The organism is Flavobacterium tructae (assembly GCF_001853485.1).
Lineage (GTDB): Bacteria > Bacteroidota > Bacteroidia > Flavobacteriales > Flavobacteriaceae > Flavobacterium > Flavobacterium tructae.
In genome coordinates this window covers 676,667-699,628 of record NZ_MIKE01000022.1, presented here as the reverse complement: position 1 = coordinate 699,628, position 22,962 = coordinate 676,667, and the positions used below count along the sequence as shown (strand labels likewise).

20 protein-coding genes are annotated in these 22,962 nt (G+C 35.6%); 4 read left to right on the top strand and 16 right to left on the bottom strand.

All coding sequences use genetic code 11. The features are described 5' to 3' along the window. Positions 1-134 precede the first annotated feature (134 nt). The 15 genes from BHE19_RS10685 to BHE19_RS10610 all read right to left on the bottom strand — a co-directional run bounded on the left by BHE19_RS10685 (position 135) and on the right by BHE19_RS10610 (position 18,364). On the bottom strand, positions 135-392 hold the full coding sequence (locus BHE19_RS10685) for a DUF6952 family protein (protein WP_017495510.1): 258 nt from the start codon (positions 390-392) through the stop codon (positions 135-137). A 106-nt stretch (positions 393-498) separates the two neighbouring features. Further along, entirely contained in the window at positions 499-807 is a 309-nt protein-coding gene (locus BHE19_RS10680; protein ID WP_007805605.1) for a thioredoxin family protein, read from the bottom strand. 226 nt (positions 808-1,033) lie between these two features. Further along, positions 1,034-1,672, bottom strand: a complete 639-nt coding sequence (locus BHE19_RS10675; protein ID WP_017495509.1) for a peroxiredoxin — start codon at positions 1,670-1,672, stop codon at positions 1,034-1,036. 137 nt (positions 1,673-1,809) lie between these two features. Next, positions 1,810-3,423: a glycoside hydrolase family 3 protein gene (locus BHE19_RS10670; RefSeq protein WP_070907092.1), complete on the bottom strand. Its 1,614-nt coding sequence runs from the start codon at positions 3,421-3,423 to the stop codon at positions 1,810-1,812. Positions 3,424-3,425: 2 nt separating this feature from the next. Continuing rightward, positions 3,426-3,875: a GNAT family N-acetyltransferase gene (locus BHE19_RS10665; protein WP_070907091.1), complete on the bottom strand. Its 450-nt coding sequence runs from the start codon at positions 3,873-3,875 to the stop codon at positions 3,426-3,428. Between the two features lie 26 nt (positions 3,876-3,901). Then, entirely contained in the window at positions 3,902-4,789 is an 888-nt protein-coding gene (locus BHE19_RS10660) for an XAC2610-related protein (RefSeq protein WP_070907090.1), read from the bottom strand. A 30-nt stretch (positions 4,790-4,819) separates the two neighbouring features. Continuing rightward, positions 4,820-5,161 carry a hypothetical protein gene (locus tag BHE19_RS10655; protein ID WP_070907089.1) on the bottom strand — a complete coding sequence of 114 codons (342 nt, stop codon included), beginning with the start codon at positions 5,159-5,161 and terminating at the stop codon, positions 4,820-4,822. A 22-nt stretch (positions 5,162-5,183) separates the two neighbouring features. Further along, entirely contained in the window at positions 5,184-6,506 is a 1,323-nt protein-coding gene (locus BHE19_RS10650) for an MFS transporter (RefSeq protein ID WP_070907088.1), read from the bottom strand. After that, a complete protein-coding gene (locus BHE19_RS10645) occupies positions 6,493-8,064 on the bottom strand; it encodes a glycoside hydrolase family 10 protein (RefSeq protein WP_070907087.1) in 1,572 nt (523 codons plus the stop codon). Before BHE19_RS10645 ends, BHE19_RS10650 begins: the two co-directional genes overlap by 14 nt. A 361-nt stretch (positions 8,065-8,425) precedes the next feature. Beyond that, entirely contained in the window at positions 8,426-9,694 is a 1,269-nt protein-coding gene (locus BHE19_RS10640) for an acyltransferase family protein (RefSeq protein WP_070907086.1), read from the bottom strand. Positions 9,695-9,709: 15 nt separating this feature from the next. Further along, complete coding sequence (locus BHE19_RS10635; RefSeq protein WP_070907085.1) at positions 9,710-10,918, bottom strand: anhydro-N-acetylmuramic acid kinase; 1,209 nt, start codon at positions 10,916-10,918, stop codon at positions 9,710-9,712. A 228-nt stretch (positions 10,919-11,146) separates the two neighbouring features. Beyond that, the gene (locus BHE19_RS10625) at positions 11,147-12,652 is read right to left on the bottom strand and encodes a sodium:solute symporter (RefSeq protein ID WP_070907083.1); all 1,506 of its coding nucleotides are present in this window, start codon (positions 12,650-12,652) and stop codon (positions 11,147-11,149) included. A gap of 279 nt (positions 12,653-12,931) precedes the next feature. Next, positions 12,932-13,753, bottom strand: a complete 822-nt coding sequence (gene murQ, locus BHE19_RS10620) for an N-acetylmuramic acid 6-phosphate etherase (RefSeq protein WP_070907082.1) — start codon at positions 13,751-13,753, stop codon at positions 12,932-12,934. A gap of 258 nt (positions 13,754-14,011) precedes the next feature. Next, the gene (locus BHE19_RS10615) at positions 14,012-15,289 is read right to left on the bottom strand and encodes a RagB/SusD family nutrient uptake outer membrane protein (protein ID WP_070907081.1); all 1,278 of its coding nucleotides are present in this window, start codon (positions 15,287-15,289) and stop codon (positions 14,012-14,014) included. 15 nt (positions 15,290-15,304) lie between these two features. Next, positions 15,305-18,364: a SusC/RagA family TonB-linked outer membrane protein gene (locus BHE19_RS10610; protein WP_070907080.1), complete on the bottom strand. Its 3,060-nt coding sequence runs from the start codon at positions 18,362-18,364 to the stop codon at positions 15,305-15,307. 225 nt (positions 18,365-18,589) lie between these two features. Between BHE19_RS10610 and BHE19_RS10605 the strand changes: the two genes are divergently transcribed. The 3 genes from BHE19_RS10605 to BHE19_RS10595 all read left to right on the top strand — a co-directional run bounded on the left by BHE19_RS10605 (position 18,590) and on the right by BHE19_RS10595 (position 21,799). After that, positions 18,590-19,339 (top strand): DeoR/GlpR family DNA-binding transcription regulator, encoded by a 750-nt coding sequence (locus tag BHE19_RS10605; RefSeq protein WP_070907079.1) that lies wholly within the window; start codon positions 18,590-18,592, stop codon positions 19,337-19,339. A gap of 178 nt (positions 19,340-19,517) precedes the next feature. Continuing rightward, the gene (locus tag BHE19_RS10600; RefSeq protein ID WP_070907078.1) at positions 19,518-20,657 is read left to right on the top strand and encodes a hypothetical protein; all 1,140 of its coding nucleotides are present in this window, start codon (positions 19,518-19,520) and stop codon (positions 20,655-20,657) included. A gap of 158 nt (positions 20,658-20,815) precedes the next feature. Beyond that, the gene (locus tag BHE19_RS10595; protein WP_070907077.1) at positions 20,816-21,799 is read left to right on the top strand and encodes a putative phage abortive infection protein; all 984 of its coding nucleotides are present in this window, start codon (positions 20,816-20,818) and stop codon (positions 21,797-21,799) included. Between the two features lie 524 nt (positions 21,800-22,323). On the opposite strand, the gene BHE19_RS10590 is transcribed toward BHE19_RS10595, so the two are convergent. Further along, on the bottom strand, positions 22,324-22,557 hold the full coding sequence (locus tag BHE19_RS10590) for a hypothetical protein (RefSeq protein ID WP_070907076.1): 234 nt from the start codon (positions 22,555-22,557) through the stop codon (positions 22,324-22,326). 152 nt (positions 22,558-22,709) lie between these two features. Between BHE19_RS10590 and BHE19_RS10585 the strand changes: the two genes are divergently transcribed. Continuing rightward, positions 22,710-22,946 carry a helix-turn-helix domain-containing protein gene (locus tag BHE19_RS10585; protein WP_070907075.1) on the top strand — a complete coding sequence of 79 codons (237 nt, stop codon included), beginning with the start codon at positions 22,710-22,712 and terminating at the stop codon, positions 22,944-22,946. The last annotated feature ends 16 nt before the right edge of the window (positions 22,947-22,962 follow it).

Genomic DNA, 22,962 nt, shown 5'->3' with positions numbered 1-22,962 from the left:
AAAGTCCTTCGACTTCGCTCAGGAAGACGCCCTTGGTTGAAACTGAGGCTGAACACTGAGACCGAAAACTAAAAAAAAGCGCCTCAAAATTGAAACGCTTTCTCTTGTCATGTTTTTTTTATTTGTATGCTCGATTATTTATCGATGGAACCTAAAACACGTTTCATAAACGCATTTAGAGCTTCTTTTTTATCAGTGCCCTGAACTACCATTTTGTGTACTTCAAGCGCACCATACATATTCGAAATTAATTCGCCAATTACATCTAATTCTTCATCTTTTAAAGACGGAATTTCAGTCATTGCTTCTAAAACTTCGATAGTTTCAATGATATAATCCTGATCGTTTTCTTCGATAAATTGGGTTAACTGCTTTATTACGGGTAATTTCATAATTAGATTTCTTAGATTTTAGACATTCTTAGATTTCTTAGACTTTCTTGAAAATTTAGACATCATCTAAGGAGTCTAAAGATCTAAGTAAGTCTAACCAATCTCATTACGCGATCGCGTTTACCAAGTCGATTAAAACTTCTTGTTTGTTGGTTTGAGTTTCTCCAACCAATTGTCCGTTTACAAAGGTTGCGAAAGTAGGCAGGTTGCTTACATTGGCTAACTTTCTTGATTCCGGTGAATTTTCAGCATCAACCAAAACAAAAGTGATAGCTTCGTTTTCTGTGGCTAATTTTTTGAATTTTGGTTTCATAATACGGCAATTTCCACACCATGAAGCTGAATATTGCACTACTACTTTTTCGTTTTTAGCAACTAAATCTGCTAACGTATCTTCGTTTAAGTCGATTAACATAGTTTTTATTTTTAAGACACTAAATTGCTAAGGTTCTGAGATGCTAAGTTTTTGCTCTCGAACCGAATAACTTTGTGTGGATTTATTTGATAGTTTTTTAAGTCGTTGAGATTCTAAGATCTAAGTTTAATCTTAGAATCTCTTGACTTTTATTGTAGAACTATATGTAAGATTCAAAAGTTAAGTTAAAAAACTTAGCATCTCAGAACCTTAGTATCTTAGCCGCTTAATTAGCGCTCAAATACTCAGCAGTACTGATTCTGTCAGCAGACATTGCTTCTTTTCCGGCTTCCCAGTTTGCAGGACAAACTTCACCTTTAGTTTGAATGTGAGTGTAAGCATCCACCATTCTTAAATATTCGTTTACGTTACGTCCTAATGGCATATCGTTAACACTTTCGTGGAAGATTTTTCCAGTTTCGTCAATTAAGTAAGTAGCTCTGTATGGTACGTTTGAACCTTCGATGATAACTGAATCAGTTTCTTCGCTGTAGCTTGTAGCTTCGATGTCAAGAATACCTAAAATGTTAGCTAAGTTACGGTTTGTATCTGCTAAGATTGGGTAAGTAACACCTTCGATTCCACCGTTGTTTTTTGGTGTGTTTAACCATGCAAAGTGTACTTCGTTTGTATCACATGAAGCTCCGATTACGATAGTATTTCTTTTTTCAAATTCTGGTAAAGCAGCTTGGAAGGCGTGTAATTCAGTTGGGCAAACAAAAGTGAAATCTTTTGGGTACCAAAACAATAATACTTTTTTGTTGTTGTTTACTGCTTCTTCAAAAATGTTGATTTTTAAATTATCACCCATTTCAGAGATAGCATCAACTGCAATACTTGGGAATTTTTTTCCTACTAAAGACATATTTTTCGTTTTAAAGTTAAAAATTAATTTCTGGTGCAAAAGTAGGGTATAAGTGCGTATTCTTACAATAAGAAGTAATTATTAATATTTATTAGGTGATAGTTTTTGATTATATATAGCTATTTAATCTTTGTAAGTTATTGGATTTCAATATTTACGGGTAGGTTTCCTCTGCAGATATTATTTTCAAGAAATTGAATTCCTGCATTTTTTTGAAATTCTTCGAAATCCTGATACACCTGAATAATTCGGGAAGCTTTAGAAAGATTCGGAATTATTGGTAAAACATAAGGGTTTCCGAAAACGTAAAGGAGGCACTTTTTGGTTTGAAGAAGGTCAGAAAGTAATTCTAAAACTTCATCATCGATTTCGAAATTATTCATTGGTTTTGCTTTAGGGACAAACAAAGAAATAATAACGGTTTCGAATGGCTCGAGACCTTTTTTGATTTCTGAAATGGATGAAGCTTCTGCATTCTCAAAAGCAAATTCTGCTGAATTTAGTACTGTATTTAAAGTCTGAAAAAACGGATTTTTCGTGTTTTTGTATAAACTCAGCTTCGCTAACCGGTTGTTTTTTTGCGCTTCAAAAATCTGTTCGATGGTGAAATTATCAATGATTTTTGTGATGGAATTTTGAGCAATTTCAAGGTTTAAAGCTGATGCTCTTCCGAAATTTAGTTCACCTGAAGTAAAGTGATTTTCGGCTAGAATTCCAACTTTTTGTTTGGCTTTGATAATTCTGTTGAAACTTTCTTCAATACGTTCCGGAGAAGCATTTTTAAGAATGGCTTCGATTCCTTCGGGTACATTTTCGGCGAAACATAAAACATCATTACCCGCATTAAAGGCTTCCCATTCCAATTCTCCTTTGGTTTCGTGTAATTTAGAAACACTATGCATGTTCAGCGCGTCAGAAATGACCAGACCATCGTAACCCAGTTTTTCTCGTAAAAGTGTTTCAATAATAGGTTTTGATAAAGTTGCCGAAGTATTTTTTCCTTCATTCAAACTTGGAACAGCTAAATGCCCAATCATAATCGAATCGACATTGTGTTCAATTCCTTTAATAAAAGGGTACAGCTCGTTTTCAAGTAATTCTTCTAAAGTCTCGTTTAAAACCGGTAACCCCAAATGCGAATCGACATTGGTATTGCCGTGCCCGGGAAAGTGTTTCAGACAGCCTAAAATTCCGACTTCCGACATACCTTTTAAATATTCTACAGCAAAATGGGCTACTTTTGCTTTGTTTTCACCAAAAGAACGATAGCCAATTACGGGATTGTTCGGGTTGTTGTTAATGTCGGCTAAAGGAGAAAGATTGTAGTGAATCCCGGCAGCTTTTAAATCTAAACCAATTTGTTTCCCCACTTCATAAACCAGATTCGATTTATCTTCCGGTAAGGCGCCTAACGTAATGGCGTAGGGGTACTGCGGTGTTTTTTCAATACGCATGGCCAAGCCCCATTCGGCATCAATGCTGATTAGGAGGGGGGTAGTGGCAGCGTTTTGATAACGGACAATCAGGGCTTTTATTTTTTGATAGCTGTCGTCATTGAATTCAACTTTTTTCTTGCTTTCGTAGTTTGTTGCGGCACTGGCACGACTATGGAAAAAGGTAAGTCCGCCAATGTTGTATTCTTTTATTAAACGTTCAGTTTCCTGAATGTTTTCTTCGGTATCGTTTATAAAAACTGCAGGAAAAAAGAATTGTCCCACTTTTTGTCTTAATGCTTGTGTTGTCATTTTCATTGTTATAAAGTCATTTTCATACAAACACTATTGTCCATTTTCTCGTAAGGAGGATAGTTTGGAATGATAGTGTAGCCTAATTTTTGGTATAAGCTGATGGCTTCCGGTTGATTTTTACCGGTTTCTAAAATCGTATAACGGTATTCAATTTCCTTAGCCCATTGTTCCAGTTCTGCCAGCACCTGAGAAGCAATTCCTCTTTTTCGGAAATCCGGATGTACAAACATGCGTTTGATTTCGACCGTATCTTTTTCTTTTTCCCTGAAAGCACCACAACCAACTGCTATATCATTTTCATAAAAAACGACAACATGTTTGATGAGATCGGTTTTGTAGAACTGATTGTAAAAGGCATGGTCGTCTCCATCTCTGATCTTTAAATCCTGATCTAATAAAACTACTAAATTTTTAAAATCAGTATCGTCTGAGTTTGTTCGCTTTAGATTATTCATGATGTTAAATAGGTTAGTTTTGAAGATTAATTGTTATCAAGATTTCCAGTAAACCAGTCATAACCTTCAATTTTTTGATATTCGTTTGGTACAGAATTGAGTCGTTCTATTATTTTTTTATTATTGTAAGAGCGGTTTTTCGAAATGATTATTTTTCCGGTTTTTTGATCTTTGATATTTTTTTCATAGCTCACAAATTCAATGGTATCAACAGCTTCTCCATTCCATTTGTATTTATACATTTCAGTTTCTGCCGGATGTCCGTAACAAATACCTCTGATTATTTTTTCCTTAGGGGAGAAGGTTGGATTGATAAATTCAAAATCGGTGGAAAATGATTTATTGTCTTTCCTAAGCAAATAAACGTTACTAAATGCTTTTAGACAACACCCCACAGAACCGTACCAATTTACAACGAAATCCTTTAATCCATCGCCATTAATGTCTCTAATAGTATCGTTTCTATAAGTCATCGACCATTCATCGTGCGATAGTACTTTTTTTAATTTTTTACCATTTTTAGAATATATATCAATACATAATTTATCTGCTCCATATCTCCAAATAATTAAGTGTGGAGCGTTTTTTGTGAAATGATTATCCATATTCATTTCAACCTTAATGTTGTAATCCTGGTCAGTTTTGACCGTATATTTTTTTTGAAATTTATCTTTGCCAATATTTTGAATAGCAATTTTCAAAGCTTCAGATAAAACTTTATCTAATTTTAAATTATCAATTCTGTCCTGTTTTTCGATTTCGGCCCTTTTCTCTAAACGTTTCTTTTCTTTTTGCTCAAATGTTTTGGCAGCAGACTTTTTTTGGTCTGACAGTTTGTTTTTATTTTCATCATTTTGTCTGCATGATAATATTGATAGGATAATCAATGTAATAATACAGATCTTTGTTTTCATGCTTTTTCTGTAGTTTTAGAGATTGATGTTTTATTTCAACTTTGCCTTCTTTTGTTTTGCCAATTGCTTCTTAGTTTCAATTGCTTTCTCGAGTCGGTTTTTGAAACGGAAGAGTTTCGGCAAACCTTCGAGTCGGTCTTCGAGCGTAATTTTTTCAAAAACAACAATGGCTTTTTCTAAAACCCGAATCTCATTATCGAGATCAATCTGATTTTTGTAGAAGGTTGCCAATCGGTCGTAAGGATGATTTCCTTTAAAACCTTCGTTGATATTTTGTTCGTATAACGCAATTGCTTTCTCCGTTTCTCCTGCTTTTTCCAATTCAATTGCTTTCAGGTTTCGTTCGGCCTGTAAATTTTCATTGATCTCCATAGGTAAGATGTTCGATTTGGGGTTAAACTTCTTCAGACTTTTTTCCAAAATCTTTTGGGAATATTAAAAAACGAGATAAAATAAGACCCGGAATTGTGGCGATTACGACCCAAATAAAGAAGTTTTCATAACCTAAATATTTTTGTATAAAGCCACTAAGCATTCCCGGAAGCATCATTCCTAATGCCATAAAACCAGTTGCAAGCGCATAATGTGCCGTTTTTGATTCTCCTTCTGCAACATGAATTAAATACATCATAAAACCTGTGAAACCAAAACCGTATCCAAATTGTTCCAGAATAACAGTAATACAGGTATAGAGGTTTAAAGGAGAGTTAATTTCGAAAAAATATAAATTGATATGAAGATGGAAAATATCCTGTGGTTGAAAATGAGCCAGTCCGATAAAACCAAGAATAGGGAGGTGCATGGTCAAAAACATAGGAAACATCCATTTGGTAAGACCATGTTTAGAAAGTGCGATTCCGCCTAAAATTCCTCCAACAGTCAAAGCAAAAATCCCCAGAGTTCCATAGATTATTCCAACAGCTTCGGTATCTAATCCCATTCCGCCTAATTCCCTTCCGTCCAATAAAAAAGGACTTAACATTTTAAGTAATTGAGATTCGCCAAGTCTGAAAACAAGAATAAAAGCGAGAATTATTCCAATTTGTTTTTTTTGAAAGAAACTTATAAATATAGTTGCAAAGTTTTGATGATGTGTTTTATCTGTACTTTCTAAGGCGTTTATTTCTTCTTTCGGCGTAAAAATGAAATTGTAAAGGGTAATAAATGTCATTAATAAACCAACAATAATCATGGTATAGGACCAGGCTTTGGTGTTGTCGCCATATTTATGTTCTAAATAACCGGCAAGCAAAACAATTAATCCATTTCCGGCAAGCATCGAAAGTCTGTAAAAGGTACTTCTGATTCCTAAGAAAAAAGATTGCTGCTCTTTGGGTAAAACCAATAAATAAAAACCATCACTGGCAATATCGTTGGAGGCTGATGCAAAAGCGGCAACCCAGAATATGGCTAAAGTCATCATGAAAAATCCACTCGTCGGAATCGTAAATCCAACGATCAAAAAAGCAATGGAGATGAGCAATTGCATCGATAAAAACCATTTTCTCTTAGTTCCTGTCAACTCAATAAAAGGGCTCCAAAGTGGTTTTATCACCCAAGGCAGGTATAATAAACTGGTGTAGACGCCAATATCTTCGTTTGATATTCCCAGATTTTTGTACATAATTACCGAAACAGAGATAATTATGGCATAAGGCAATCCAGATGCGAAATTTAGAAACGGAATCCAGAACCATGGTTTATTATCTGTTTTCATTTGGTTGGGCAGGGGTATAAGGTTTAAATGGTTTTTTTAGGTCGATAGCTGCGGGCGTACTTTCATTGGCATAATAATCAATAAAGGTTACGGCACAGGCTTTGTACTGATTTATTTTTTCGGCAGGAATGCTGAATGAAATTACTCCGTTCGTTTCGTAAACGGTAATTTTATCGATAATTTTTGTAGCGTCATTAATGTCCACTTTCGAAACATGATCTCCGCCATAAATTACGATGTAGCGCACTTTTGTATTCAACGGACTTTTGATCGTGAATGTGTATTTACTGCTGTCTTTTGAATACTCACTGAAAACCGGTGTATCGATTATAATGTGCTTTAAATTGGGTACTGCAGCCGGAAGCGCCGGATATTTATATTGATTTTCTTCTAAAAGACGAACGATATCAAAGTTTTTGTTCATGAACCATTTAGAGCTGAAATACGCGCTTCCGCTTACTTTTTTGAAGCTTCTCGCATAATCAATCTGATTTGGAATCTCGCTGGCAAAATTCCAGCTTTTGTCATTGTCTCCTCTGATTTTATAAGAGGCATGTCCGATATAAAGCGCAGTATTATTAGAGTTCTCTGACCACCATTTGACTAATTTTGAATAAGAAGCTCTTGGGTTGTTCATACTCCAGTACAATTGAGGAAGGATGTAATCGATCCATTTTTGGTCCATCCATAAAACAGGATCGGCATACAAATCGTCGTAATTGGAAGTCGATTGGGTTTCGGAACCCTTCGGATCCTGAGATTTATTGCGCCACACTCCAAACGGACTGATTCCGAATTGTACCCATGGTTTACTGGTTTTGATCATGGTCGAAATGGTGTGTACAAAGTTGCTCACATTTGCACGACGCCAATCACCAAGACTTAACCCGGCTCCGTATTTTTTGTAGGAAGCGGTATCGTTAAAGGTTTTTCCCGGAACAGTATACGGATAAAAATAGTCGTCAAAATGAATGGCATCGATATCGTATTTGTCAACTACTTCTTTTACCACTTTGGTTAAATGTTCTTGAACCTCAGGTAATGCGGGATCGTAATATATTTTTCCGGCGTATTCAATCATCCATTCCGGATGTTTAAAAATGTCGTGATCGGGACTTAACTGTTGTTTGTTCAGATCGAAAGTAGCGCGATAAGGATTCAGCCAGGCATGAAATTCAAAACCTCTTTTATGGGCTTCTTCGATCATCCAGGCCAAGGTATCGTAATACGGATTGGGTGCCTGTCCTTCTTTCCCTGTCAGGAAACGGGACCATGGTGCGAGTTCTGTTGGATATAAAGCATCTCCAACGCTTCGAATCTGAACTATTACAGCGTTGTAGTTTAATTTTTTATAAGCTTCTAAAATCTCAAGATAGTCCGCTTTTTCTTTTTCTACGCTGTCTTTAGCCGTTTTAGGCCAGTCGATGTTGACCACAGTTGCAATCCAGACCCCTCTAAATTCGTTTTTAGGGTAAAGTGTTTTTTCCTGTGCATCGGATTTCCATCCGAAGAAAAATAAAAATAGAATAGAGAATAATAGTTGCTGATTTTTATGCATTTCAATCTTTTTTAACAGAAACCAAAAATAGTTTTTTTAGATGAGTATAAGAAATTATAATTTTAGAATAGTAATTGAAGGGGAATGTTTAATTGTTTAATCGTTTATTTGTTTAATTGAAGGTTGATAAACGGAGTAAAATTGTTTGTTGTTTATGGTTTATAGTTTGTTGTTTGTAAATTAAAGTTGTCTGTTTGAGCAGAGTCAAGGTTGTCTGTCTGAACGAAGTCAAACTTGTCTGTCTGAGCGGAGTCGAAGACAGGTCAACGATAACGTGAGGGGCTTCGACTCCGCTCAGCCCGACAATGCTTCGATTCTGCTCAGCCGGACATTAGTTTTAGTTTTGTAAATCAATAATCGTTTATACCTTAAAAATGAGCCTTTTTTTGTAAAAATATCCTAAAACACAACTCCATAATAGTACATACAGTACAGAATAGGTAAGGGATGATAACAATTGATTTTCAAAAAGAGGACTGATCCAGTACTGGTACGCATAGTCTCTAACGTTTATAGTCTCGGAAATATTTTGAGGATTCTGAATTTTAATCATCGCAAGTGCACGAGGCAGTATGCCGGAAACAAAAAATACAATCATAGGATTTACGCCCCAGCTGAGTAAAAAGGTTGTCCATTTTTTGTGATTGAGTATATCTACTACATAATAGACCAGAGTGAGGAGAAATAAACCAATCCCGGCAGTAAATAAAACATAAGAACTGCTCCAAAGTGCTTTATTTATAGGGAAAAATAGAGCCCACAGTAATCCTGAGATAATGAGCGCAACACTAAGGATTCCCATTTTTTTGGCAATTTCGGTTTTGGGTATGGGTTTTAGAAGCAATTGTCCTATTAGTAGTCCGATCAATCCGTTTGCGATAGTGGGTACGGTGCTCAAAATTCCTTCCGGGTCCCAGGTTTTGGTAGCGATGTACATGTGATCTTTGAGTAAAATACTATCGAGCCATGACGCTAAATTGGTACCCGGTTCCAGATTTGCAGGACCAATTCCGGGAACCGGAACCAGTGTCATGATCGCCCAGTAGCCCAATAAAATAAGAGCACTCAGAATGATTTGGGTTTTTACGTTTGTTTTTAAATAGACGAGTGAAACCAGTAGATAAACAACTCCGATACGCTGTAGTACACCGGGAAGTCTGACATCGCTGAAATTTTCGTGTCCGCCATAAGCTAAAGCAAGAAAAATAATGAAAAGACCAACGGCTAAAATGGTTTTAATTCTTAGGTTGAAGTTTCCAATTAAAGCATAACCAACTAAAAAAGTGAGAATTAAACGTACGAGAAGAAGCGGAAATCCGTCAAGTCCGAGAAAATAAATACTGTTGAAAAAGTACAGAAAAAATCCAAGGCAAATGATGCGCAGAGAACGCGTGATTATTTTTAAGATGTTTTCGGGTTTGTCTTGTTTAATGGGCATGGCCAAAGGAATTGCGATTCCTACAACAAGTATAAAAAACGGAAAAACGAGATCGGCTAAGGTACAGCCGTTCCACTTTGCGTGATCGAGAATGGGGTAAACATAATCCCAGCTTCCCGGATTGTTTACAACGGTCATTAATAAGACGGTAAGGCCTCTTAAAACATCAACTGAAATGATACGGTCTTTCATTTTTTGGTGTATTATTTAATCAGGTAACGAAATTTTCCCCATGGTTACGGATGGAATTCCTTTGTGTGAGCCAAAATTAAAATCTTCCCCAGCTATAGTTTCATTAGCCAAAATAGCAAACAAAACGGCTTCTTTGGCATCGCCTGAAATGCCCAGTTCGTCTGTTTTGTGAAAATCGCAAGGCAACAATTCTTTAAGCCATTGCACCAGTAAAGGATTGTGCATGCCTCCGCCGGACAGGTAAATTTTGAAATCTTCGAGACTGTCGACAGAGTTGTTTACGGCATAATGAATGGCTTCGGCGATTGTTTCGGCGCTAAAACGGGTTAAAGTGGCCAGTAAATCGGGAGCAGCAATGGTTTCAGAGGAACTTCTGGTCAAAGCTGCTTTTACGTATTCGGCACTAAAAAGCTCCGGACCTATTGTTTTTGGAAATTCCTGACGGAAAAAAGCATCGTCTTTTAAATGATCGAGCAATAACTGATTTACAGTTCCTTTTCGGGCTATTTCGGCATCTTTGTCGTAACTTTTTTCAGGGTAATACTGTTTCGTAAAAAGATCGATCAGGGTATTTCCGGTTCCGGTATCGGTTACGAAAGTTTCTTCAGGATTTAATGAAGCAGGTAAGAAGGTAAAATTAGCAATACCGCCCATATTGAGCATGATGCGATTTTCGCCCTTTTTTCCAAATAAAAAATAATCACCATAAACGGCTACCGGAGCGCCTTCGCCACCTGCTGCAATGTGTTTTTGTCTGAAATCTGAAAGGGTAATGATACCTGTTTTTACGGCAATATGATCGCCATCGCCAATTTGTAAAGTGGCGTTTGGAAATTTTTCCTGCTGGTGCAAAAACTTAGGAGCGTGCAGAACCGTTTGCCCGTGTGAAGCAATCAAATCGATTTCGGCGGAGGGAATATTTCGTTTTTTGAGAAAATTATTGATCATTTCGGCATGAAGCAAACCAATCCATTCGTTGAGCATCACCAAATGTTGAAAATCAATTTCTTTCTTCGCAAAAACTTTACGGATTTCGATTTTAATGTCTTCTGAATAATCAATGGTTTCAAATTGAGCTATTCTGACAGTGCTATTTTGTCCTGAACCTGAAATTTTGCATAAGGCAATATCGAGCCCGTCAAGGGAAGTGCCGGACATTAGTCCGATAATGTTGCGGGTTTCTTTTTGAGCAATTTGGTACAGGGCGTTTATATTTTTATTCATGAAAATTGAATTTTATAAAGACGATTTGAATTATAAAAGTGATAAAATGAACTCGTTGGGTATAATTGTTTTAACAGATAGATTTGTTTTCCATCACGAATTCACTAATTATTGCTTTATAATAATTCGTGAATGCGTGGCGAAATTTTTTATTCACAAATCGTATGTAAAAGATGTATCATTTTTTTGTTAACGGGTTAAAATTAGATTATTTTGACAGTAATCGGCTTAAAAGTATATTTTTTCGTCGGTTTTTTTACTGGTAAAATAAAGGCCTGTATAGGTAATCAGTGCATTTATAAGGATCAATTCATTGTCAAAGACATAACCGAAAAGAGTTTTCGAATTTTCGCTTAGTACATAAGTTAAAATAGGAGCTACGATACAAAACCAAGGTACCAGTTTGTCGGTTACAATTCTGTTTTTCTGAAGTAATCCAAAAGCATACAAACCTAAAAGCGGTCCATAAGTGTAAGAAGCCGCTTTGAAAACTAAAGCCACAACAGAACTATCGTTAAAAGAATTAAGAACTATAATGACCAAAAAGAACAGAAACGAAAAGGTGAGGTGCACTAAATGTCTTCGTTTTACATTTTTAGGATTTGAAATGTTTTCGGTTTTATCCATTCCCAGAAAATCAACACAAAAAGAAGTGGTCAGAGCCGTTAAAGCAGAGTCGGTTGTAGCAAAAGTGGCTGCAATGATTCCTAACAAAAATACCAGAGCGGGAACAGTAGCCAAATGATTCAGTGCAATCTCCGGAAATAGAAGATCTGTTCTGGGTTTGTTGGTTACTAAATCCAGCGGTACGGAAATGTTGTTTTTTGCAGCATACATATACAGTAAAGCTCCAAGACTTAAAAAAAGAAGACTGATCGTGACAAAAATAACGGTAAAAGTGTACATGTTTTTTTGCGCTTCTTTAATGTTTTTGCAACTGATGTTTTTTTGCATTAAATCCTGATCCAGTCCTACCATCGCAATCATGATTAGTAACCCTCCTAAAAATTGCTTGGCAAAATGATATTTATTGGTCAGGAAATCATCAAAGAAAAAAGTTTTAGAGTAATTACTGTTTCGAATTGCTGAAACCGATTCGAAAACGGTTAAATCTAAACTGTTTAAAACAAAATAGATGGTAATAAAAACTGAGGACACCAAAAAGAAAGTCTGTAAAGTGTCTGTGATAATAATGGCTTTTAAGCCGCTTCGGTAAGTATATAGAAAAACAAAGGTCAAGCCTAAAAATACGGTGAGCGGAAACGGAATGTGATAGTAATCAAAAACATAACGCTGCAGTACAAGTACAACCAAATAAAAGCGCAAGGCAGAACCTATTGTACGACTTACCAGAAAAATAGAGGCGGCCGTTTTGTAACTGTTTGTTCCCATTCTTTTTTCGATATAGCTGTATATCGAGGTAAGATTCATTCTGTAATACAAAGGGAGTAATACTTTTGCAATTACAATAAGCCCTACGGCCTGTCCTAATATAAACTGAAAATATTTGAACTGCTCTCCGTTTGGAGATCCAACCTCACCCGGAACGGAGATAAACGTTAGTCCGGACAGCGAAGTGCCAATCATTCCAAAAGCTACTAAATACCATTTGGAGTTTTTATTGGCTTTGAAAAACGAATCGTTGTCCTGTCCTTTTTTGCTGATGATTTGAGAAATCAGTAATAGTATGCCAAAATATACGATGATGAAGATTAAGATGGTGCTTGAAGACATTTTGGTTTTGGATTAGTGATGAGATTATTTTTGGTTATGTTCAATGTACTTAATAAAAAGGATAATTAAACACATAGAAACATAGTTTATGGATTCCGAATAAAGGCATTTCACTTTTAATAGTATCGCATAGCGTTGTCGTAAAGCTATGTCTGGAAATCTTGATTTTTTTCTCGCAGATCATGCAGATTTTTAAATTCTTTAATCCGTTTAATCTGTGGCGTTTCTTTATAGATTCCAAACACTATGTTTCGATGTGTTAAGCTGTACTCAGTTGTTTTATTTCTTAGCGTTATTTGCCTGTAAAACGGCTCTGACACTTTTGTGTTTCTCTAAAAGTTCGGCAGCCTGATCGTGTTCAATTTGGAGTTCTTCCACGATCATTTTAATAGCTCTTTTAACTAATTTTTCGTTAGACAATTGCATGTCGACCATTTTGTTGCCTTTGATTCTTCCCAATTTGATCATAACCGAAGTTGAAATCATATTTAAAGTCAGTTTTTGTGCTGTTCCTGCTTTCATGCGGGTACTTCCGGTTAGGAATTCGGGACCAACCACGACTTCGATCGGATAATCGGCGACTTCGGCAATCAGTCCTTTACTGATACAGGAAATGCTTCCGGTTTTAATATTGTTTTCTTTGGCTTTTTGGAGTCCTCCCAATACATACGGAGTGTTTCCGGAAGCGGCTATTCCGATAACAAAATCCAGACTCGAGATCTGATGTTTCGATAAATCTTTCCAGGCCTGCTCAGTATCGTCTTCGGCATTTTCTACGGCTTTTCGAATGGCGGTATCGCCTCCTGCAATAATTCCGATAATCATATCGTGAGGTACTCCAAAAGTAGGAGGGCATTCAGAAGCATCTAAAATTCCAATACGCCCTGAGGTTCCGGCACCAATATAAAATAAGCGTCCGCCCAACTGCATCTTTTTAACGATGGCTTTGACTAGTTTTTCAATTTTCGGAATTTGCTTTTCAACAATATGAGGTACCTTTTGATCTTCTGTATTCATATTGATCAGTAGTTCTTTGGTGCTCATCTGATCCAGATTTTTATAAAGGGACTCTTGTTCGGTTTCGGGGTTTTTATTTTTCATAATACATAGCTGTAGTATTGTTTAATCGTTTATTTGTTTAACCGTTAAGCTGTTTATTGCTTAACGGTTATTGATTATTGTTTGGAAATCAAAAAATAATAATCAGAGAATGTCGGTCTTCGACTCCGCTCAGACTGACAGATTGCATTTATTATAAATTGAGTTTAGCTTTTGTAAATCAAAAAATAATAATCAGAGAATGTCAGTCTGATCAGAGTTAAAATTGTCAGTCTGAGCGGAGTCGAAGACCGACAATTTTTAAATAGCCGGATCAGCAGGGGTATTCGTATTATTGTTTCGTTCAGAATCCGGATAAGGATACCAGTTACGATTTCTTTCGGCTCCGGCTGTTCCTGCTGCCGGACGATCAAATCTTCTGCTGTCTTCCAGTTTTAGACTTGACATGTACATTTCGATACAGCGGTTGCGGTAAATTTCGGTTAAGATGGCCGGTTTGGTTACAGCTCCTGCATATGGAGGAAGATTGGCACCAATGCCATAAGTATCTGCTCCGGCTGTTTTAGTTAAAACTTTATTAAGTTCGATAAGTGCTTGCGGTAAATTGTCTTTTCGGGCATAACTTTCGGCTTTAATCAGCATCATTTCGCCCGGTAAATACAATGGAATCGATTTGGTATTCGAATCAAAGAATCCTGTGGCAACAGTTGGGTTTGAACCTGGTTTGATGTAAAAATTCAGCCTTCCGTCTGAGTTTGAAGGAGCTAAAGCAGGAGGTAATCCCAAAGTCAGATCAACAGGCTGAAAAACATTATTGGTTGTGATTGAGATATAAGCAATAGGGTTGGCGCTAATCTGGTCAAAAGCAAAAACCGATTTTACAGAGAGGTCAACCATACCGGCATAGGTAATGGCGTTGTCGTAATCTCCGGCCATCAGATACGTTCGGGCTAATAAGGCATAAACAGTATTTTTGTAATTAATGCTAGTAACCAATCCTGTTGCTCCGGTCGCTTTGTCCAGCAGTGGTTCTGCTACTTTTAAAATTTTGATGGCTTCGGTTAATACATCTGCTCTCGAATCAAAAGTGGCGTTTTTACCTGTTTTTAACGGTACGCTTTGAAAATACTGTACCAGAGTGGTAAGTGCCATTGCCTTAAAAATAGAGGCGTGAACCAGAATGCTTGCTTTTTCGGTATCTGAAGTTAATACACCAACATTATCGATTACTTTTTGCGATTCAGATTTAATTACTAAACACTGTGACCACAGATTGTTTACGACCTGATTTTTGGTCGAAAGTACGCCGCCACCCACAGAAAGTTCACCTTCGTCAACATTTCCCGCATTTAGCAATCGCAGTTCTTTTGTGGTAAATCCGTTTCCGGTAATGGTGTTGTAAATGGGACTTGTTCGGTCAACACTCCAAAGAAGCTGTAGTCCGTTGGCAGCACCAATAACTCCCTCTCGGGTTCCAAAAACTAATTCCTGAGAGGGCTTGGTAGGGTCTAGATAATCTTCGTTACAGCTTGTTAAAAGCATTGTAAGGGCTACTATAGGGATGAATATTTTTTTCATGATGTTTTAGTTTGGTTAGAATTGAACTTTTACCGCCAAGGAATAAGAACTTGGAATTGGCACGGTTCCAAAATTGTATCTCGCAACCGAAGACTGTCCGCCCGAGTTGGTTTCCGGATCGAAACTGGTAAAGTGATCCCAGGAGATCAGGTTTCTTCCACTGGCCGTAACAGTTAGATCGTCAAAGAATTTGTTTAATTTTCCGAAAGAATAATTAAGTGAAACTTCTCTTAATTTCAGGTAACTTCCGTCTACCACTCTAAATTCTTCCACATTGTAAACCGACCAGATGTACCCACGTGGTAATTCGCCGTTAAGCTCCTGAGTAACTATTTTTCCTGATCCCACACCTTGTCTGGTTCTGTAATCGGCATCAAAAACGTCTACGCCCTGAACACCGTCAAACAATATAGAAAGACCAAATTTTTTGTAATTCAGGTTGGCTCCGAAAGCTATAATATAATCCGGGTTTGGATTTCCAATTTGTTTGTTCAAAATAGTTCCGGTTGGCTGTCCTGAAGCATCTCTTTGTGGTGCTCCAGTATTTACATCTCCTTTTTCGGTTTGTGGATATCCGCTTGGAGTAAGTAATAAACTGCCGTCGGGATTTCGGGCAAAATAAGTTCCATAGAATATTCCGATAGGTTTGTCCATCTCTACAAAAACAGGAGCTCCTGCTAAGTTACTGTCCAGTTTGAAACGAGTTTGCGGTAATCCTGTCACTTTGTTTCTGTTACTGCTGTAATTCACGAATACATCAAGGTGCAGGTTTTCTTTTTTGATCAGATCGTATTTCAAATTGATTTCGAACCCTTTGTTGTTCATTTGTCCGATGTTTTTAATCGTATTCGTTGCGCCTTCAGAAGCCGCCAGCTGAACCGGCAATAACAAGTCATCAATATCGGCATTGTAATAGCTGAAAGATAAATTCAGACGGTCTTTGATAAAACCAAAATCACCTCCAATTTCATACGTAACACTTTGTTCCGGTCTTAAATCCAGATTTCCTTGTTTGAATCCTTCGATCGTAAAAACACTATTTCCTAAAAGTGTTCCGGTAGAATAATTGGTAAAACGGGCATAAGGTTTAATTGCGGTTAAACTTCCTGATTTTCCCCATGAAGCTCTAAAACGTACGGAGCTTACAGCATCGTGAATGTTTTGCATAAAGGGTTCGTCTGAAAATACATAACTCACACTTGCTTTTGGATAAAACTGAGAGCGGTTGGCACTCGAAAAAATAGTCGAAGCATCCTGTCTTCCGGCAACTGTTAGGTATAATTTGTCTTTGTAGCCAACAGTTTCCTGAAGATAATACCCCCATAAATTATATTTGGACTGACTGGAACTTGGCGAACCCGGAATCAAAGTATTAAAAGCATTGATAGTTTCGATAAAAGGTTTTAAGTTACGTCCTTCAACTGCTGCAAAATTATCACGATACGTCTGTACGTTGTAACCTCCGTAAGTAGTAGCTTTCCATTTGTCGTTAATATTCCAAAGGTATCTTAAGTTCAAATCGTTATTGAATTGTACCACTCTATTAGTAGCCTCAGAAACATACCCGTCATTGTAGTAAGCCGGATTCACAACATACGGATATCTCGGAATGAAGACATTTCCTCTCTGATTGTAGTTGTCGATACCAAAAATCAAATCGGCATTGAAATTTTTAAACGGTGTGTAGTTCAATTGCAAATCCGAAATAATACGATCCGTATTTTGTTTGATTTTGAAAGTTTCGATAATCGAAAGTGGATTGACTCTGTTCGGATCAACCGCCAACAGATTGCCATTTACGTCTCTTTGATTAATGTCGTAGATATTATTGGTGATGTTGATCGCGTTAATCGGACTCCAGAAGACGTTTCCGTCCGGTTTTTCATTCGAACTGGAGTTTACATAATTTAATCCCACCGTAGCGGATAGTTTTGAGTTGAAGTCATGTTTCAATCTTACTTTAGCACCCGCTCTTTTAAAATCGGTATTTTTTATAATTCCTTCGTTTACCAGATAACCAAGAGAAGCAAAATATTTGGTTTTCTCGTCTCCGCCTTGTAGGGAGAAATACGTATCAGTTCCTACACCCGTAGTAAAAATATCATCCTGATAGTCGTGTCGCTGTACGTTAGTCGTTCTGGTTTCAAGGTTTCTGCCTAAAACCGTTACAGTAGTTGGACTCGCAGGATTTCCCTGAATTGGGAACAGGGCTGGTGAAGTACTTACAAACTGCTTGTCAGACATATTCATATCCAGTTTTTTGCGAATTTGGTTAGAAGTCACGCTGGTTGAAAAGGTATATCTGGTTTCTCCTGCGACTCCTTTTTTAGTTGTAATTAAAACCACACCATTGGCCGCTCTTGATCCGTAAATGGCTGCGGCAGCACCTCCGTTTAAGACTTCAACGCTTTGAATATCGTTAGGATTAATGTCCGCAGATCTGTTCTGACCAATTTGCATGTTAGAGTTTCCGGTAGTCACGTTTAGGTTGGTTACGTTGGTAGTGGCATTGTTTAAAACCACACCATCAATAACATATAAAGGATCTGAAGAACCTAATATAGAAGAAGTTCCTCTCAGTTTGATGCTGAAACCTCCCGCAGGATCACCCGAGTTTTGAGAAACCTGAGCACCGGCAATTTTTCCCTGAAGCGCCGTAGAGAGACCTCCAGGCTGTGCTTTAACTAAATCTTCTCCTTTTAAACTGGTTACGGCATTTCCGAGCTCTTTACGGGTGGCGCGTACGGTGGAACCCAGTACAACCACTTCAGAAAGAGCGTTCGTTTCTTCGGTCATTTTAAGGTTGATTGTAGTCATGTTTGCTGAGATCTTGATTTTCTTCGAAGCAAATCCTACAAAACTAAAAACGAGCGTTTCGTTTTCGTTTGCAGTGATGCTGAATTTTCCGTCCAGATCAGTTGTAGTGCTTTTAGAAGTACCTTCGATCAAAACGGATACTCCTGGAAGAGAAAGTCCGTCGGTAGTACTGATAATCGTACCGGTTACGGTTTTTGACTGCGCAAAAATGGGCTGCGCAAACAAAATAATTCCAAATAAAAAGAATAGTTTTTTCATTTTTAAAATATTTGTTTGGTTAGAGATTTTAAATGTAGAGAATTATTTTTTATAAATGCAAATTTTTGCAACATATTTAATTAAAATATTAAAAAATGCATAAAAATGCATAAAATTATGATTTTGTAAATACTGTGAGGTTTTTATGAGGTGTTTTTGAAATAATTGTTTAATAATCATGCATGATCATGCAATATATTTTTATATTTGTTCAAAAAAGTTAAAATGCTGAAGAAAGAGAGACATCAGTTTATCATGGATAAATTCAAGAGTGTCGAAAAGATAAACACGATCGATCTTGCCACGGAGCTCAGTATCTCTGAGGATACCATACGTAGAGATTTTAACGAAATGCACAATAAAGGCTTGATCAATAAGGTCTATGGAGCGGCTTTTCCGGTAAAGGAGAAATCCAATAACGTTTTTGATATTCATATAATCAATGAAGACAAAAAGAGAATAGTAGGACAGAAAGCCTTATCGTTTCTGAATGAAGGTCAGGTGATTATCATGACCGGAGGAACTACCAATTTGTCTTTTTGTAAACTCATTCCGATTGATTTTTCGGCTACCATATATACGTATAGTCTTCCTATTGCCATGCAGTTGTCGCAGCATCCCAATATTGAACTGATTTTTATTGGTGGAAAACTGCAGAAAAAAGCCATGGTAACGGTGGGCATCGACGTGGTACAGGTATTGTCTAAAATCAAAGCCGATGTTTGTTTCTTGGGAGTGAGTAGTTTAGATGTTAATCAGGGACTTACCGAAATGGGATATGAAGTTTCAATTATCAAAAAAGAAATGATTAAAGCTTCCGATAAAGTAATTGTGCTCGCGACTTCTGATAAAATTAATGGTAAAATGCCACATCAGGTCTGTGGTCTCGATAAAGTAGATGCCATCGTTACCGAACTAAACCCGAAGAGTGCTAAGATTAGAAGCTTTGTGGAGGCCGGGGTGAGGGTTGTGTAGATAAAATTGCGTTTTTAGGCGGGATTTTGTACTGCTGTGTGATTCTAATTGTTGTTGGAATTATGCAGCATTTTTTTTGAATAAACAGGTATTTATACGTGGCTGTTTAGTAAGGTTAATTGATATTTTTGAAGATTTGTAAATTTTTTAAAAAAAATAATAATGTAAAATAAAAAAAATGAACGATATAGAAAATTATTCAATTATTATAGAGGAAATATTCGGAGTGGGAACAACTACATTTGATATTAATAAACTACATTCAAATAAAGTTATTAGAGCATTAAATCATACTCAATTTAGCCATTTTAAAGAAAATTTTATTGAACGACTTAAGCGTTTAGAAAAAACATATAGGCTATATCCTAAATATCTTAAAGAAATTTTAGTGCAAGTTAATGAAATTCAAAGTTTAAAAAATTGGGATGGTGCTTTTGCGGAATTAGCAGCATTCGATCATCTTAACAGTACAAATGAATTATTTGAACCAATAAGTCCAAATATAACTTTGGCTAGTTCAAAATCCCTAGCGGAAGAACTTGGAAAGAATGAAACTAATCTAGATGGATTTGTAAAAGACTATTCACTGTATTTTGATATCAAATGCTTTAAAGACAATAATGAAGAGATATTACAAGGAATATATTCACAAATTAGGGATCATCTAAACTATCAAAATGTTCATTTTTCAGCTGAATATGCTCTTGATGTTTCCTATGATGATTTTAAAAATAATCGAAATAATTTATTAAATGAATTAAAAGAAACTTTAAACATAAAAACAAAGCAGTCATATTTTCGAAGCAAAGTAATTCCGAATTTTGGTGTTAGGATCTTATGGGATGAAGGAGTTTTAACGGCAGTAAGGACGTATGACCCATATTTACATGCAAAGAACCTTCATAGGTCTATTTTTAATTACGCAAATAAATTTATGAAATCAGAACCAACACTAATTGTATTAGTTGTATTTCCTTGGTATAATTTGGTAGTTAATGATTTCGTTTCAAATATTGAATTTTATCGTTCGTTTTCTAGACGTTTTTTTTGTCAATACAAATATAGTAGCGAAAAAATGAGCAATTTTAACTCTAAATATAAAGGTTCAAAAAAGCTATATACCATATCGAAATATTTATCTGGAATAATTGTTTTAGAGGACAATACCATTTTAAGTGAAGATAAGACTATAAGTAATGTTAACTCTTACTCCTTTTTAAATCCAAATGCTAAAAACTCAATTAAAAGTATGCCTAAGCATTATATTCATCAATTTACAAATGTGAGATTTGATGATTTTGAAAATGATAATTATTAAGTAAATTACTATTCGTGGCAAACATCACTTCCTAGTTTGCAAATATAATTAGAGTACTTTTTTAATCGTATTTTGTTTGACCAAAAACGCAAGTTTCCATAAAGCTGCAAATAGCTAAGGTTAAATAATATTGGATTCAATTTTTAAATAACATCTCAATGAAAGAGGAAAATGACAATTTAAAATTCATTATTTTATTACTTTCAATCTCATTATTATGGGTTTGGAGTTGGATATTTATAGATAAATTTGTAGCTATTGAACAAAGAGCAAATTTCGGAGATAAATTTGGATTTATAAATTCCCTGTTTTCTGGATTAGCACTTGCAGTTATAATTTATTCAATAATTCTTCAACAAAAAGAGTTAAATCTGCAAAGAAAAGAGCTATCAGATACTAGGCAGGAATTTAAAGATCAAAATTTCCAAACTACTTTTTTCAACCTGATAAAAACACAGCAACAAATTGTAAATGAGATTTCAACAACAATAGTAGATTTGAAATCGTATAATCAATATTCATATTATGAGGCAAATGGGCGTACTTTTTTTATGCGTTCTAGGATTGAGTTTAAAAGAATAGAAAAAGCATTAAATTCTTCTTTTGTAAATTTTTCAGAATGGACAGAATACGATGAACAAGTAGGTGGTCCGCAAAATGAATATGAAGAGCAAGGTCTATTTGATAGCAGAAAATTATCTTATACATTAAAATATTATGATATAAATAAAAAAGACTGGGAAGATGCACAGAGACTTAAAGAATTAGAATTGGCAAAATTTATATATGGTAAATTTTTTAATAAATTTTTGCATGTATATGGACATTATTTCAGGCATATTTATCATATTTTACTTTTTTTAGACAAAACTGAACATGAAAAAATGGCCCAGTTTGAAAGTCTAGATGAAAAACAAAAAATTAAACAAGAATTTTATCAATACGCAAATTTTGTTCAAGCACAAATGACAACGCCAGAATTATTTCTAACATTTTATAATTCGTTATCATTCTTTAAACTTCAAAAGCTTATAATAAAATATAATCTATTAGAGAATTTACCAAAAGAAGATTTAATACATGAAAAGCATAACATCGTTGAAGGAATAAGTCTTAAAAGCAGAGTAGATATTTTGAATTAAATTTATCTAACAAAATTAAGTTTTCCAACTCTAAGAAGCCTTTCAGAAATCAGAAAAAAATATTAAAAGTTGTACTCTTTGCGAAGCCTCCCGGCTTCGTGCCTATTTCAATAATTAATTAAAATAACTAAATAAAAAAACTCAATCTTCAAAAATCGAGGCTTTTCTGTTAATTCTAAAATGTTGTAATCAGTAATCTATTCCAAACCCAAATAAGGATTTAAAACTTCGGCTAATTCATTGAACCAATAAAAGCTGTTTTCGAGATTGCTTACCTTATTTTTTCGTTCTTTGTCTCTTTTGAGGATTTAAGTAATCCAATATAAGTTAGTATTTCGATTATTATTTCTATCATGAAGTTTAGATTTTGATATAATGGATTAAATGTATTGCTATAATTTGATTTTAAAAAATAATTCTGCAAAACAGATTCATAGTATAGATTTACAAATAAAAAAAAGTCTCGATTTTTGTAAGATCGAGACTTTTAGTTTTGTTAGTTCTAAAATAGAATAATTAGAATTCTATTCCACATCAAAATAAGGATTTAAAACTTCGGCTAATTCATTGAGCCAGTAAAAGCTCTTTTCGAGATTGTTTACTTCATTTTTAAGCGTCTCATGTTCTCTTAAAACACCTAAGGCAAGGATGTAATTGACTTGTCTTATGGCTTTCGCCATTTCTTTTGGGTCAATAGTGCTGTTGAAGAAATTGGTTAGCCTGGTTTCAGTTTCTTGTGAAAGGTTGGTTGTACTCATAATCTAAAATTTTAGGGAAATATGTGTGATTGCAACTTCCGTTATTGAGCTATGTTTAATTAGCTGAATACAAATATATAAAATAAACAGTTGAATACAACCGATTGTTTGCAATCATACAAAAACAATCTGTTACTTGTAAATTCATTTCCATGAAAAGGACAAGAAAAAGTGAAGTTCCGGAAGTTGTCAAACAATTAGGAATCAGGATAAAAGATATCATAGAAGAGCAACAGTTGAAACAAAGGGAGGTTGCTCATGATGCTGAAATGGATGTGGAAAATTTAAGGAAATACATCAAAGGCTCTCAGGAAATGAAGATAAGTACTTTGTTTAAAATTGCTCAATCTTTAAAAGTAGATCCAAGTGATTTAATTAAAGACTTATAAAACATAATTGCACTCC